At 63.8% G+C, this 15,054-nt stretch carries 13 protein-coding genes; 6 read left to right on the top strand and 7 right to left on the bottom strand.

Annotated features, from left to right (window positions below; translation table 11 throughout):
- The 3 genes from CH251_RS25850 to CH251_RS25840 form a co-directional block, all read right to left on the bottom strand.
- Positions 1-600, bottom strand: a 600-nt coding sequence (locus CH251_RS25850; RefSeq protein WP_143537946.1) for an iron-containing alcohol dehydrogenase, incomplete at its 3' end; no start/stop codon positions are given.
- Between the two features lie 29 nt (positions 601-629).
- Entirely contained in the window at positions 630-1,295 is a 666-nt protein-coding gene (locus CH251_RS25845) for an HAD-IA family hydrolase (protein ID WP_094615660.1), read from the bottom strand.
- A 133-nt stretch (positions 1,296-1,428) separates the two neighbouring features.
- Entirely contained in the window at positions 1,429-2,934 is a 1,506-nt protein-coding gene (locus CH251_RS25840) for an adenylate/guanylate cyclase domain-containing protein (protein ID WP_094615659.1), read from the bottom strand.
- Between the two features lie 153 nt (positions 2,935-3,087).
- On the opposite strand from CH251_RS25840, the gene CH251_RS25835 reads away from it, so the two are divergent.
- From CH251_RS25835 to CH251_RS25820, 4 genes are all read left to right on the top strand, one after another.
- Positions 3,088-3,993, top strand: coding sequence for a diiron oxygenase (locus CH251_RS25835; RefSeq protein ID WP_094615667.1), 906 nt, complete (start codon positions 3,088-3,090; stop codon positions 3,991-3,993).
- 39 nt (positions 3,994-4,032) lie between these two features.
- Positions 4,033-5,529, top strand: a complete 1,497-nt coding sequence (locus CH251_RS25830) for an FAD-dependent oxidoreductase (RefSeq protein WP_094615658.1) — start codon at positions 4,033-4,035, stop codon at positions 5,527-5,529.
- 99 nt (positions 5,530-5,628) lie between these two features.
- The gene (locus tag CH251_RS25825) at positions 5,629-6,726 is read left to right on the top strand and encodes a ferredoxin reductase (RefSeq protein ID WP_179273705.1); all 1,098 of its coding nucleotides are present in this window, start codon (positions 5,629-5,631) and stop codon (positions 6,724-6,726) included.
- A 24-nt stretch (positions 6,727-6,750) separates the two neighbouring features.
- Positions 6,751-8,193: an acyl-CoA desaturase gene (locus tag CH251_RS25820; RefSeq protein ID WP_094615656.1), complete on the top strand. Its 1,443-nt coding sequence runs from the start codon at positions 6,751-6,753 to the stop codon at positions 8,191-8,193.
- Positions 8,194-8,285: 92 nt separating this feature from the next.
- Here CH251_RS25820 and CH251_RS25815 read toward each other — a convergent pair whose 3' ends face one another.
- Both CH251_RS25815 and CH251_RS25810 read right to left on the bottom strand, forming a co-directional pair.
- Positions 8,286-9,638, bottom strand: a complete 1,353-nt coding sequence (locus tag CH251_RS25815) for an MFS transporter (RefSeq protein ID WP_094615655.1) — start codon at positions 9,636-9,638, stop codon at positions 8,286-8,288.
- 111 nt (positions 9,639-9,749) lie between these two features.
- On the bottom strand, positions 9,750-10,637 hold the full coding sequence (locus tag CH251_RS25810) for a DUF5996 family protein (RefSeq protein WP_094615654.1): 888 nt from the start codon (positions 10,635-10,637) through the stop codon (positions 9,750-9,752).
- Positions 10,638-10,780: 143 nt separating this feature from the next.
- Between CH251_RS25810 and CH251_RS25805 the strand changes: the two genes are divergently transcribed.
- Positions 10,781-11,602 carry a class I SAM-dependent methyltransferase gene (locus CH251_RS25805; RefSeq protein ID WP_094615653.1) on the top strand — a complete coding sequence of 274 codons (822 nt, stop codon included), beginning with the start codon at positions 10,781-10,783 and terminating at the stop codon, positions 11,600-11,602.
- A gap of 4 nt (positions 11,603-11,606) precedes the next feature.
- Here CH251_RS25805 and CH251_RS25800 read toward each other — a convergent pair whose 3' ends face one another.
- Both CH251_RS25800 and CH251_RS25795 read right to left on the bottom strand, forming a co-directional pair.
- Complete coding sequence (locus CH251_RS25800) at positions 11,607-12,047, bottom strand: SRPBCC family protein (RefSeq protein ID WP_094615652.1); 441 nt, start codon at positions 12,045-12,047, stop codon at positions 11,607-11,609.
- Between the two features lie 23 nt (positions 12,048-12,070).
- On the bottom strand, positions 12,071-12,538 hold the full coding sequence (locus CH251_RS25795) for an SRPBCC domain-containing protein (RefSeq protein WP_094615651.1): 468 nt from the start codon (positions 12,536-12,538) through the stop codon (positions 12,071-12,073).
- Between the two features lie 208 nt (positions 12,539-12,746).
- On the opposite strand from CH251_RS25795, the gene CH251_RS25790 reads away from it, so the two are divergent.
- Positions 12,747-14,924, top strand: coding sequence for a glutamine synthetase III (locus tag CH251_RS25790; protein WP_094615650.1), 2,178 nt, complete (start codon positions 12,747-12,749; stop codon positions 14,922-14,924).
- The last annotated feature ends 130 nt before the right edge of the window (positions 14,925-15,054 follow it).

Below are 15,054 nucleotides of genomic sequence, written 5' to 3'. Positions count from 1 at the left end.
GATCAGCTCCGCCATGCCGTTGCGCACCTGATCCTCGGGCAGCGTGCCGAGGAACGAGAAGTCCAGCAGCACCTTCTGCGATGCGTGGTACGCACCGAGGCGGTTCTTGTGCTTGCCGTAGTTGACGGCGACCTTGATGGACACGCTCGCGTCGATCAAGCCGATCAGTGTGGTGGGAATGCGAATGTACGGGGTGTTGCGGCGGTAGCTGGCGCACGCGAATCCTGCTACGTCAGTGGTCAATCCGCCGCCCACCACCAGTACCGGCTCGGTGCGGACCAGACCGAACGCGTCGAACTCTCCCACGATGCGCTCGAACGTCTCGAGCGACTTCGCGGTCTCTGCGATGTGAACCGGAACCACCGTCAGTGCGATCTCGTGGTGATCGAAATACGCGCTGATCCGGTCGCCGTAGATGTCGTGAACCGATTCGTCGACGACCATCAGCGCGCGACCGTACGGCCGGTAGCTGTCGGCCAATTCGGTGTTCTCGATTGCGAACACCCCGTCGACATAGATCAGGTCGTACTCGATGCGCTCGTATCCTTCGACGCGAAACGACCTGTCCCCGGCAACGACCTGGGCCTGAAGATTGCTCACTGATTACTCCTGGAGGATTGAATGGAAGGTCAGACTGAGAGCAGAGCTCGGACGCGCTCCGGATCGAGTGCATCGACGGTCTCGGTGGCCGAGCCGAATTCGGTGCCTGCAGTGTTCTCGTTGGGGAATGCCACACACGTGATGCCAGCGGCCGCTGCCGCCTGGACACCGCCTGCGTTGTCCTCGATGGCCACACTGTCGGACGCGTTCTCTCCCAGCGTCTTCAGGGCGAATTCGTACGAGGCGGGATCGGGTTTTCCGGGTTCGACCGAGGTCGCATCGACGATGATGTCGAACGAGTCGGCCGTCAGCTCGGGACTCAGAGCGGCCAGCAGGGCGTCGATGTTCTCGCGCGAGGTCGTCGTCACGAAGCCGACTTTGAGACCGTTCGCTTTCGCGCTGTCGATGGTGTCGGCGACTCCGGGACGCGTCTTGACGTCCGATTCGCCGATCAGTCGTTGGAAGATCTCCGACTTGGTGGCGTGCACGGCCGCGGCGTCCACCTCGGTACCGGTCTGGGACGCGTATTCACCGATGCGGTCGGCACCACCGTTCGACCCGAGCATGGCCCGGTAGTCGTCACGGGACCAGTTCCAGTTCAGATCGTGTGCTGCGAAGGCCTCGTTGAACGAGCGGCGCTGCAGTTCGGAGGTGTCGACGAGTGTGCTGATCGAGCCGAACAGAATTGCGGGCATGGTTGCCTTTCGGAGCGAGAGACGTTGTACCAGTCAACGTCTCGCGTATGCGCGGTGGGGTGAGTTGGTTCGGGGGGTATGCCCCATCGGCACCGAACGGGAAACCTTCGAATTTTTTTCTTCCGAGCGACCGTCAGAGGTGCCGCACAGGCGCAGCCAGAGTGGTCGGTGTCGAGCGGCCGCGCAGTGTCACCGTCTCGCCCGTCGTCCAGTGCGAGCGTTCGTCATCGGATGCGTGATCGAGCACGATCGACGACGTCAGCACATCGGTGTCGGGGTCATCCTTGGCAAGATCGGTGAGCCGGGCCGCCTGATTGACGGTGTCGCCGATGACGGTGTACTCGAAGCGGGATTCGGCTCCGATGTTGCCGGCAATGACCGAACCGTATGTCACGCCGATACCGATCTCGAAGCCGCCGTCGGCGGCCAGAGCGACGGCGAGGGTGCGTGCGGTGCGCAGTGCCGCCGTGGCGGGATCGGGGTGATCGACCGGAGCGCCGAAGATCAGCAGTGCGGCATCACCCTCGAACTTGTTGACGAAGCCGCCGTGTCGTTCGCCGTGCTCGACCACCACTGCGAAGAACCGATTGAGAAGGTCGACCACCGCCTCCGCGGATTCTCGCTCGGCCATGGCCGTCGAACCGACCAGGTCGATGAACAACACGGCGACCGTCCGGCTCTCGCCGCCGAGACGTGGAGCGCTTGCCAATGCCCGTTGCGCCACGTCGTGGCCCACGTGCCTGCCGAACAGAGAACGCAGTCGCTCGCGTTCGTCGAGACCGACCACCATCTTGTTGAACCCGTTCTGCAACCGGCCGATCTCGGAGGCGTCGTAGACGTCGACACGGGTGTCCGTCGCCCCGGCTTCGACGCGTTGCATGGCGCTACTGACCTGCTGCAGCGGGTCCGAGACGGAGCGGCCGACCAGAAACATGCCGCCGAATCCGACGACCAGGGCAACCGCGGAGAGCGACACCATCGCGGGGGACAGATCGACGTCGGGAGGGATGACGGTGTCGATCAACCTGCCGAGTCCGATGAGGCCCAACCCCAGAACGGGAATCGCTGTGCTCAGGACCCAGATGAGAACGACGCGAAGCCGAACACCGAGAGCTGCGGAATCGGTGACCGCACCGACTTCCAACACCGCGGCTGTGATCGGGCGAAGAGTGCGTTCGGCCACCAGGTAACCCAGCGAGCACGTCGCCAAGCCGCCGAAGCTGACGGCGATCGCCACGATGATCGAGAGCGCGGCGCCGGCCGACGCATTGACCGAGACGAACACCGCGACGCCGAGCGCCCACAGCAGAACGTGGACGCCGAGTTGGCGCAGAGGCAGTCGGACGACGGCGATCGCGGTCTCGTCCGTTGGCGTGCCGCCGGTGTGCAGCCACCGAATCAGAGGTGCTGCGACGCGGAGTCCGAGCCCGATGCCGATGGTGATCGCGACCGGTAGGTACACGAAGAACGCCAGGTAATTTCGGTCCGACAGGATCTCTTCGGAACCGACCGGCAGCGGCAGGACGAAGCGCGCCAACACGAACACGATGACGGCCCCGATGGCGTTGGCCGACACCATTCCCGCCGCGTACAGACGCATGGGTGTGCGGTCGAGGGCAGATCGCAGAGCGGCGATCACCGGTGGTTCTTCGTGTTCGGCACGCTCGAACTCTAGGGGTCCGGCGAAAAGAATTCGAGAAATTCTGCCCGAGTGACTACCTGTGTCGTCGAGTACCTGGTAATCTCCGTAACAGTTATTTACAGCTTTTCGACGATGGAAGGAACCACGGCGATGACCAGCACACTCTCCAGGAACGACGTTCTCGAGCCCGAGGACGTCTCCGCTCGTTTGCTCGATTCCGCCGCCCAGCTGTCGTACGACCCGTCCGAGGAGGTCGACTGGGAAGCCGATCTCGATCCCTCCCTCTACGGTCTCAACCCGGAGTGGAGCACCCTCTACGGCACGAAGCTGTGGGACGAGATGAGCGAGGAGCAGCGCATCACGCTCACTCGCCACGAGGTCTGCTCGATCATGAGCACCGGCATCTGGTTCGAGATGATCCTGCAGCAGATGGTTCTGCGCGATCAGTACTGCAAGGACTCGTCGAACTCGGACTTCCAGTTCGCGCTCACCGAGATCGCCGACGAGTGCCGTCACTCGATCATGTTCGCCCGCGCGTGCCAGAAGATGGGTGTCAAGGCATACCTGCCGCGTCGGTCGAGCATCGAACTCGGCCGTGGCTTCAAGGCTCTCGCGTCCGCCGAGATCGCCTACGGCGGCATCCTCGTCGCCGAAGAGGTGCTCGACGTCATGCAGCGCGACTGGATGCGCGGCGAGAACGTGCTGCCGCTCGTGCGCACCACCAGCAAGATCCACGTCGTCGAGGAGTCGCGGCACATGACCTTCGCGCGCGCTCAGATGCGTGAAGACATCGAGGGGAAGAGCCCGGCTCGCCGCAAGGCCAGCGCGTTGGTCGTCGCGATTGCCGCGCGCCTGATCGTCTCGAACATGGTCAACAAGGAGGTCTACGCAGCAGCGGGCCTCGACGTGGACCGCGCGGTGAAGGAAGCGAAGAACAACGCTCATCACCACACGATGATGCGTACTTCGAGCGAGCATCTGATGGCATTTCTCCTCGACTGCGGTTTGGTCACCAAGCCGGCCGAGATGATCTACCGTCGTCTGCACATGCTCTGACCACTCTTTTCGAGGCCGTGAAGGACATCTGAGAAACCCATGCCGTTCGCGATCACGCAGAACTGTTGCAACGACGCATCCTGCCTGTCGGTGTGCCCCGTCAACTGCATTCATCCCACGCCCGACGAGCCGGATTTCGGCAAGACGGAGTTGCTCTACATCGATCCGCGCTCGTGCATCGACTGCGGGGCCTGCGCCGACGCGTGCCCGGTGGACGCGATCACTCGCGTCTCGCGATTGACGCCCGATCAGCAGATCTACGCCGACATCAACGCCGACTACTACAAGGACAAGCCCGCTGTTGCGGAGTGGGGCGCGCCCCGCTTCCCGGTGGCGACGGTCAACGACCTACCGCCGATCGACATCGCCATCGTCGGAACCGGGCCTGCTGCCTGCTACACCGCGCAGGCCCTGCTGCGTGTGCCCGGCACCAACGTCACGTTCTACGACCGGTTGCCCACGGCGGGCGGTCTCGCCCGCTACGGGGTCGCCCCCGATCACCTGGGTACCCGACGCATCAGCGAGCATTTCCGTGGGATCTTCGTGCACCCGCGAGTGACGATGAAGCTCGGTGTCGAGGTAGGTAAGGACGTCGACCACGTCGAATTGGCGCGAAAGTTCGATTCGGTGGTCTACGCCGTCGGTGCCGACAAGGATCGCGCCCTCGAGATTCCCGGTATCGACCTCGACGGATCCCTCAGCGCGCGAACCCTGGTGGGCTGGTACACCGGACACCCCGACGTTCCCGCCGACGCGATCGATCTCACCGGCGTCGACCGCGTCACCATCATCGGAAACGGCAACGTCGCACTCGACGCGGCTCGCATCCTCACGGCCGACCCGGACCGACTCGACGGAACCGAGATCGCTCCACATGCTCTGGCCGAGCTGCGTCGCCATAGGGTGAACGAGGTCGTCATCGTCGCCCGTCGTGGCCCCGAGTTCGCGGCCTTCACCCGTTCGGAATGCAAGGCGCTGGTCGACCGCGTCGGCGTCGACGTCGTCGTCGCAGGTCCGGACGGAATCGTCGACGCGATCGATCGCCTGCCGTTGTCCGCTCCCGCATCGGCTCTGGCCGGGGCGACGCGAGTCGAGCTGGGATCTACTGCTCAGGGCCGGCGCATCGTCTTCGCGTTCGGCCGAGCGCCGTCAGCCCTGCACGGCAGCGGCTCGGTGAAGTCGATCGAGGTGGGTGTGGGTGAACACGCGGTCACTCTGTCCACGGAGCTGGTTCTGCTCGCCATCGGCTATCGCGGAACTCCGGCACCCGGAATCCCGTTCGACGACATCACCGGCACCATTCGTAACGAGGGTGGTCGCATCACCGCCGCCGACGGCACTCCGGTTCCAGGATGTTACGTCGTCGGTTGGGCCAAGAGAGGTGCCACCGGTGGCATCGGCGACAACAAGATCGACGCCGAGGAAACCGCCGAAGCGCTGTTGGCCGACGTGCCGACACGCGGGTCTGCGCGTCCGCTCGGGTGGTACGGAAAAGTCAGCGCAGCCCTGGGCGACCGCGTCTCGCGAGTCCGCTGACCGGCCGGTATTGCTCGGTTCTGTTCACCTTGTGTAGCAGTCTCATTCGAGTCTGAGCGATTCGGATGTGCAGCGCCGCGCACAGGGTTACCGTTGAGTATGGCTGAACGGGGGGCCAAGCCCCAGGTTTCTTTTGTGAGACGGACGATGCTGCGCGCAGTCCGATCGTTGTTCAATCCGCTCCGGCCCGACGACTACCTGTCGATGATCAATCCGCTGTGGACCACCCGTGAGCTTCGGGGGAAGGTCGAGCGAGTGACACCGGAGGGCTCGGAGGCCGTGTCGGTGTACATCCGTCCCGGATTCGAGTGGGCAGGTCACACACCCGGGCAGTACGTCCGCCTCGGGGTACTGATCGACGGCCGCTACCACTGGCGGGCGTATTCGCTCACCTCCGATCCGGACCCGGTGGACGGCCTGGTCAGTGTCAGCCCCAAGCTGGTGCCGTCGGGCACGGTGTCGCCGTATCTGGTGGGAACGATCAGGACCGGAGACATCGTTCGCCTCAGCGAGGTGGAGGGTGAGTTCACTCTGCCGAGTCCGATTCCGGACAAAATGGTCTTCATCAGCGCGGGCAGCGGAATCACACCGATCATCAGCATGTTGCGCGCCCTGGATCACCACGATCAGGTGCGCGACGTCGTGGTGGTGCACTCGGTGCACGACCGCAAGCAGTTGATGTTCGCCGACACGCTCGACGAGCTCGAAGCCAAACACGACGGGTTGACGGTGAAGTTGCGGATCACCAGCGACGAAGGCCGGATGAAAGCATCCGAACTGGACGAGCTGGTGCCGGATTGGCGGGATCGCGAAGCATTCTGCTCCGGTCCGGGTGAACATCTGGACGATCTGCGTTCCTACTGGAAAGACCAGGGGGACTACGACAAGTTCCACCACGAAAGTTTCCAGCCGGTCATCGGCGGCGGAGACGATGCAGGTGAGGGCGGCACGGTCAAGTTCCTCAACAGCAAGAAGGACGTCGAATGTGACGGCGGCACAACGATTCTCGCAGCAGGCGAGGAAGCCGGGCTGGATCTGACGTTCGGTTGCCGCATCGGCATCTGCCACACCTGCGTAGGTACCCTGAAGAAGGGGCGTTTACGTGACCTACGTAACGGGGATATCTCCGAACCTACGGGGCAAGCGGTTCGGATCTGTGTCAACACTGCTGAGGGCGACATCGAAATCGAACTCTGATCAACACATCGAACAGGGGAATGTATGTCTATCGACGAAACCACCAGGCGCGTCACGGATACCGATGGGCCGGTGAACCCGCTGGCGCACCTGAGTGACGAGACGATCGCCGAACTCGCCAAGGAATTCGACGCCATTCACGACGAGGTGTACGCCAGCCTGGGTGAGAAGGACCGCAAGTACATCACCTCGGTGATCGCAGCCCAGCGTCAACTGCTGGTCGCAGGACGAGTGCTGTTGCTCGGGTCCACCAGTAAGCCGGCCTGGCTGGCCGGTACCGCATGCCTCGGAATCGCCAAGATTCTCGAGAACATGGAGATCGGCCACAACGTCATGCACGGCCAGTGGGACTGGATGAACGATCCGGAGATCCACTCGTCGGTCTGGGACTGGGATACCGCCTCCACCGCGAACTCGTGGAAGCACTCGCACAACTACGTGCACCACACGTACACGAACATTCGCGGTAAGGACAAGGATCTCGGCTACGAGATCATGCGCATCGACCCGCGTCAGAAGTGGCATCCCGCGTACCTGGCTCAGCCGTTCTACAACGTGCTGCTCATGGCCTTCTTCGAGTGGGGCGTGGCCCTGCACGATCTGGACATCGAAGCCATCCGACGCGGCGAGAAGCCGGTCAAGGATCTCGTCGAGGATCTCAAGGGCATCGGCGTCAAGGCACGCAAGCAGTTCGTCAAGGACTACGTGGGCTGGCCGATCATCAGCGCCGGTGCGTTCGCGCTGGCGCAGCTGGCTTCGGGTGGCCGGTTGCCCGAGAGCAAGAGGTCGCGTCTGGCGTCCAAGCTGCGTGGGTCGGCTCGGTTCGGCAAGAACCGCCGGACGGCCGCTCTGTTGGACAGCCGCCTCAGTGGTGTCGAGAGCACGTTCCTGTCGACGGTGGCCGCGAACTTCACCGCCAACATCATTCGTAACGTCTGGTCGAATGCCATCATCTTCTGCGGTCACTTCCCGGACCAGGCGTACACCTTCAGTCAGGAAGAAGTGGAGAACGAGACTCGCGGCGGCTGGTACGTCCGTCAGCTGGTCGGTGCCGCCAATATCGACGGCGGACCGCTGTTCCACCTGATGAGCGGCAACCTGAGCTACCAGGTGGAACATCACCTGTACCCGGATATGCCCAGCACTCGGTACTCGGACGTCGCTCCGAAGATCAAGGACATCTGCGAGCGCTACGAGCTGCCGTACAACACCGGACCGTTCTTTCAGCAGTGGGGCATGGTCCAGCGGACGATCGCACGGCTGGCGTTCCCGGGCGGCAAGACTCGGCCGAAGCCGGGCCCCTACCGTCCTGAGGAGAGCTGGCGTCGTAAGTTCGCCGAGGGTGCCACCAAGGACAGCGAGGCCGCGAAGACGCGTGGCCGCGTACCTGCCGGTCATCCCGCGGCCGGGCCGGAGCACAATTCCGGCGGCGTCGATGTCCAGCCGCCGCCCCGCGGCGACGACTAGAGATCGACCGCTCGAACCGACGAAGCACCGCGGCCACCCGATCATCGGGTGGCCGCGGTGCTTCGTTGTTGCGTCGGTGTCGTTGCGGTCGATCAGGCCATGTCGACGTCCTTGGTCTCGATCAATCGCTTGGTGCACACCAGACTCAGTACCGACAGCAATGCCAGCATGACGCCGATGGAGATGCTGCCGAAGGCAGCCGTGAGCGGTGCCGCGAGCATCGGCGGAATCGCGCCACCGAGAACTCCGGCGAGGTTGTAACCCAAACCTGCTCCGGTGTAACGGAATCGAGTCTGGAACAGCTCGGGGAGCAGGGCTCCGGTGGGTCCGTAGGCCACTCCGAAGATGGCGAGCGTGACACACATGCCGATCACGAATGCTGCGGGTGACCCGGTGTCGAGAACGGGGAACAGTGCGATCGACCAGGGTATCGCGAGCATGCAGGCTCCCATGATCACTCGCCGTCGGCCGACGCGATCGGAGTAGGTCGCCGAGACCGCGATGGCGATTCCGAAGATGACCGCGGCACCGATTCCGGTGATCAACACGAACGGGCGGTCGAATCCGAGGGTCTTGGTGCCGTAGCTCGTCAGGTACGCGGTCCCCATGTAGAAGAAGGCGAACAGCGATGCCAATGCACCTGCAGCAGTGATGATTTCACGCTTCTGGATGCGCCAGGCGTCGAAGATCGGCAGTTTCGTCGGAGACGCGCCGGCCGGTGCCTGCTCCTCGGCGAGCTTGTTGGCCCGGAAGACCGGGGTCTCTTCGATGGCCAACCGCATGTACAGGCCGATGAGCACCAGAACGGCGCTGAGCAGGAACGGGATTCGCCAACCGTAATTGAGGAACGTCTCGTTGGTATCGCCGAGCAGCAGCCCGGTCGCAAGGAAGGTTGCGCTGGAGAAGATGAAGGCGGCCGACGGTCCCAGCTGGGGGAACATCGCATAGAACCCGCGTTTGCCGGGCGGTGCGTACTCGGCCGTGAGCAGTGTCGCGCCGGCCCATTCGCCGCCGACCGCGAACCCTTGCCCGAACCTTAGCAGCACCAGGATGATCGGCGCGGCCACACCGATGGTCTCCGCGCCGGGCAGCAGACCGATCGCGAACGTGGACACACCCATCAACAGCAGCGTCGAGATCAGGGTCTTCTTGCGGCCGATACGGTCACCGAAGTGTCCGAACAGCACGGCGCCGACGGGCCTGGCGATGAACGCGACCGCGAACGTCGCGAACGAGGCCACGGTGCCAGCGGTGGAGCCGAGGGCAGGGAAGAAGATCGTCGGGAAGACCAGCGCTGCTGCGGTGCCGTAGATGAAGAAGTCGTAGAACTCGATCGTCGTGCCGATGCCACTGGCGACAGCGACCCGGCGGACACTGGTCTTGGTCTGCACCGCAGGTGGCGTCGATGCGGACACACCCGGGTCGTCGGGTGAGACAGTGGTCATGGTTCCTCCGTTTTGTCGGGTATCGGGTAAATGTGCGATACCGAGTGCGACGAACGGTAGTGACCCGGGTCACCCCACGAATACCCCCGAATGGGGGGGAGCGGTCGAGGGCTACTCCCAACGGGCGGTCTCGACGGCCGCTCTGTGGGTTTGTTCGAGAAAGGCCCGAAGCACGGCATCGGGATCCTCGGCGGTGCGCACCGACCGGTAGGGCAGGACGTATTCGCCGAGATCGCGATCGAAGTACGCCGGGGCAGTGACGGCCGGATGGCTGTCGTACCCCGCCGGATCGGGATACGCGTAGGCGTAGAAGACCCCCTCCGCGGCACCGCCCGGCCAGAAGCCGGCGCTGGAGACCTCGTCGCTGTAGGCCTCGTGCATCACCCAGTCCGGACAGTTCGGTATTCCGCCCGGGTGCTGTGGTGCGGGGCGACCCGAGAATCGAGTGACCGCGAGATCGAAAGCGCCCCAGAAGAAGTGCACCGGACTGGACTTCCCGCGGAAGTCGGCTCGGAAGGCCGAGAACACCCGATGTGCGCTCACGAGCGATCGCCAGAACTTCTCGATCGCGGCCGCGTCGTACGAGGCATGCGAGACGTCCTCGGCGAACGGCGTGGCGTGCGGTAACTCGACGGGCACGCCCACGATCGGAGCGTCGACGCCCAGTTGCGACAGCAACTCGAGGTACTCGGCGTAGAAGTCGGCGACGGTACGCGGTTCGAGCTTCATGCTCCGTCGCTCACCGTCGGTGGTGGCGAGAATCAGCCGGTGCTCGATAAAATCGAAGCGAATCTCTAGCCCCCGATCGCCGAGCGGCATCAGCGACGTCGTCAGGCCCGACGCGTCGACGTATAGCGCAACGCCCCACCAGTGATTGATCGAGGGCGACAACGCCATTCGCGTCTTTCCGACGATCTGGGTCCACAGGTGCACGGTGTCGCGTGTGTCCACCCAGCTGTCCACCTCGAGCCGAGGCCATGCGTCGTGAGAATTTGTCATGTGTCGATGATGCACGCCCATCGGTGGCGGAGGCCACACTCGGTGCGTACTCGGCCTCAGGCGAACCTCAGGGTTCGCCGGTACCGTTCGACCAGGGGGGGCGGAGCGCCTGTGTCTGCGGTCGGTGAAGCGGAGGTGATCGTATGTCCATAGACCACAATCGAGACGTGTTCGACAGCGCGCGGGTAGCCGCTGCATACGTGGAGTACGCGGGTCCCACCGATGGGTTTCTCGACCGCGGGGAAGCAGCGGCGCTGGTCGCGGCTGCCGGGGTTGCTCGCGGGACGCCGGTGCTGGATGTGGGCGTCGGCAGCGGCCGAACCACGGCGCTGCTACGACTGCTGAGCGATCGCTACGTCGCGATCGATTACGCACCGAACATGATCGAGAGTTTTCGACGAAATTTCCCCGACCTGCCGGCGCACGTGGCCGATGCACGCGATCTCGCGGACTTCACCGACGGCGAGTTCGGCTTGGTGGTGTTCAGCAACAACGGAATCGACACCGTGACACACGACGAACGGGTTCGGGTACTCGCAGAATTTCACCGAGTACTCGGCGAGTCCGGAATTCTGGTGTTCTCCACTCTCAACCGCAACGGACCGTCGTTCGGGGAGAAGCCGTTTCAGCTCAGCCGACCTACCCAGAAATTCCGCTTCTCACCGAGACGCCTGGTCGTGTCGCTGGGTCGCCGCCTGCTCGATCCCGCGAGTGTCGTTCGGAGCCTTGCCAATTGGTGGTCTGCGCGCACTCGAGTCGTCGATCGGGGAACGTGGGCAGTCGCTCCGCTCGCCGCGCACGATTTCGCTCCGTTCATGCACTTCACCACCGTGGCGGACGTACGACGACTGGTGACCGATGCCGGGTTCACCATCTCCGAGATCTTCGCCGACGACGGTTCGATCGTGGCACCCGATGCCCCGGCGAGCTCGGCGGACAACTTCACCGTCGTCGCGCGCAAGTAGGGCCTCAGCCCAGTCGCTCGAGCGCTTCGGTCATCTTCTCCACCGTCTCCGGCGCGACTTTCGCCTCGAATCCCGCCTTCAGAAACGGGCCGGCCACCTTGGCGGCACCGTTGAACTCGACTTTCGCGTGATAGTCGATTCGCGTCGAGCGTGGTCCTTCGGCGGTCAACGTGATGTCGTCGACACTGGTTGCCGTCTTGTTCTCACCTTCGAGCACGATGTGATGGGGCTCGTCGGTGACCAACGTGTAGGTCAGTTCGGTCGTGATTCCGAACAACTTCGAGACGTTGTGCCACTGCGTGCCGACGGCAACAGGACCGTCGGAAATCTGCGTGCAACTCTGCGTCCCGGGATCCCAGGCCGTCGCATGGGAGAAGTCCCGGAGAAAGGCCGCGGCCTTCTCGATTTCGACTGCGGCGGTGAATGTTCTGGTGACGTCGACCATGAAGCTCTCTCTTTCTGTGTGGTTCAGTCTTCGAGGCGGACGCCGAGATGGTCGGCGAGACGGCGCATGGTGTCGACTATCTGGTTCTCGGTCACCCGAGGAAAGCCGGCCATCTTCCGAAACTCCGGGTCGGTGACCCGGGACCAGTCGTAGACCTGAGTCAGCGCGGTGCGATCCTCGGAGACCGCGTCGAGCTCCCAGGACCACCGTGTACCGCGAGGCTCCATGCCTCGACGGCGAGGGATCCAGCCGATCCGTCGGTCCTGCTCGAACACGAACACGGTGTTCTCCATGACGTACTCGCCGAGCTCCGGCTGATACATGTCCATCGCAAAGGTGTCGCCCACGGCCCCCAGCGGCATCGGGTCGATCGCCCCGCGCAGCATTTCCGAGCCGTCGACCGCGGCCTGAACCTCGGGATTGACGAGCGCGGTGAACACGGAGGCGGGGGGAGCGTCGATCACGCGCCGAACGGTCAACTCGTCGGTCATGGAACACGCCTTTCAGTTATTTATGCTGGCTACGGAGTTACCCCCGTCTGCGGGGAAAGAAACTCCGATCGCCGTTTTTGCCTCCCCGTCCGTTTTGCATCGCAGTGGACACAGCGACGAAACACGACCGCCACCAATCGTTCGTACAGTCGCCGGGTCGGACTCCGCAAAATCCAGCTGCGGAGCAGCACCTTGTCAAGGGGTAGCCATGAGTGGAAATACCGTCCGCCTGCAGGCGATCAAAGACGTCGAGGCGTATGTACCGCCTGCGGTCAGCTTCGTCGGAGACGAGAAGCCGGGCGAGATATTCGGTGAGAACGTCTTCAGCAAGGTCGTCATGCAGAAGCGTCTGCCCAAATCGGTCTTCAAGTCGGTGATGGCGACGATCGACAAAGGCAAGAAACTCGACCCCATGGTCGCCGACGCTGTCGCGTCGGCGATGAAGGACTGGGCCCTCGAGAAGGGCGCGACGCACTACGCGCACGTCTTCTACCCCCTCACCGGATTGACGGCCGAGAAGCACGACAGCTTCTTCGACCCGGTCGGTGACGGCAGCGCACTCGCGGAATTCGCGGGCAAGACTCTGATCCAGGGCGAGCCCGACGCCTCGAGCTTCCCCAACGGCGGCCTGCGCAACACGTTCGAGGCGCGCGGATACACCGGCTGGGACGTCACCAGCCCGGCGTACGTGCTCGAGAACCCGAACGGCAACACCCTCTGTATCCCGACGGTGTTCGTCTCGATGACCGGTGAAGCCCTCGACCACAAGACGCCGTTGCTGCGTTCTCAGCAGGCCATGGGCGGCCACGCCGAGCGCATCCTGAAGCTCTTCGGGCACGAGAACATCGAGAACATCGTCTCGTTCTGTGGTCCCGAGCAGGAGTACTTCCTCGTCGACCGGCACTTCTTCCTCGCCCGGCCCGACCTGCTCAACGCGGGCCGCACCCTGTTCGGCTCCAAGCCGCCCAAGGGCCAGGAGTTCGACGACCACTACTTCGGCGCCATCCCCGAGCGTGTGCTCGGCTTCATGATGGACACCGAACGCGAGCTGTTCAAGCTCGGCATCCCGGCCAAGACTCGCCACAACGAGGTCGCACCGGGACAGTTCGAGATCGCCCCGATGTTCGAGCGCGGAAACATCGCGGCCGATCACCAGCAACTGCTGATGACGACGTTCAAGACCATCGCCAAGAAGCACGGCATGGAGTGCCTGTTCCACGAGAAGCCCTTCGAGGGCGTCAACGGCTCCGGCAAGCACGTCAACTTCTCGCTCGGAAACTCCGACCTGGGATCGCTGCTGGTTCCCGGCGACAACCCACACGACAACGCGCAGTTCCTCGTCTTCTGTGCCGCCGTCATCCGCGCGGTACACAAGTACGGCGGTCTGCTGCGCGCCTCGGTGGCGTCGGCGACCAACGACCACCGCCTCGGCGCGAACGAGGCCCCGCCCGCGATCATCTCGATCTTCCTCGGCGATCAGCTGGCCGACGTGTTCGATCAGATCGCCAAGGGCGCGGCCACGTCTTCGAAGGGCAAGGGCACCATGATGATCGGTGCGGACACTCTGCCCGTGCTGCCGACCGATCCCGGCGACCGCAACCGAACCAGCCCGTTCGCCTTCACCGGCAACAGGTTCGAGTTCCGCGCCCCCGGTTCGATGCAGACCGTCAACGGCCCGATGGTCACGATCAACACGATCATGGCCGAGGCTCTCGACTACATGGCGACCAATCTCGAAACTGCCGTCGCCGAGGGCACCGATTTCGACACCGCCGTGCAGAACCTGTTGACGGAGATCATCACCGAACACGGTGCGGTGGTGTTCAACGGTGACGGCTACTCCGACAACTGGCAGATCGAAGCCGAGGCACGTGGCCTACCGAACCTGCGGACGACGCTCGACGCGTTGCCGGAGCTGATCTCGGAATCGGCCATGGAGCTGTTCGAGAAGTACAAGGTCTTCAACCACCGAGAGATGCACTCGCGGTACGAGATCGGACTCGAGCAGTACGCGTTGACCGTGTTCGTCGAAGCTCGTCTGACGCTCGAGATGGGGCAGACGTCCATCCTGCCCGCGGCGGTGCGTTACCAGACCGAGTTGGCGCAGAACGTCAGCGCACTCAAGGGTGCGGGCGTGGACGCGGACATGACGGCGCTGCAGGCGGTGTCGGAGCCGCTCGCCGAGCTGCGCGCAGCGTTGGCGACGTTGAAGGCCGCTCTCGAAGCCGACCCCGGCGGCGAGGCCCTCGCCGAGGCGACACACGCCAAGGACGAACTGCTGCCCGCGATGGCCGCCGTTCGATCTGCAGCGGACACCTTGGAGGCGATGGTGGCCGACGATCTCTGGCCGCTGCCGACGTACCAGGAGATGCTGTACATCCTGTAGTGCGCTGCGGGCAGGAGTGGAGCCTGCGGAACGACCGGATAGCGCAGTGGTGTGGATAAATGCCCCGGAGGGCACTTATCCACACCACTGTTGTTTTCGGGGTGAGCAATATCTCGAGGCGGAATAGCTC

This window comes from Rhodococcus sp. 06-462-5 (genome assembly GCF_002258315.1).
Lineage (GTDB): Bacteria > Actinomycetota > Actinomycetes > Mycobacteriales > Mycobacteriaceae > Rhodococcoides.
The sequence above is the reverse complement of the archived record's forward strand: the minus strand, read 5'-3'. Positions and strand labels throughout refer to the sequence as shown.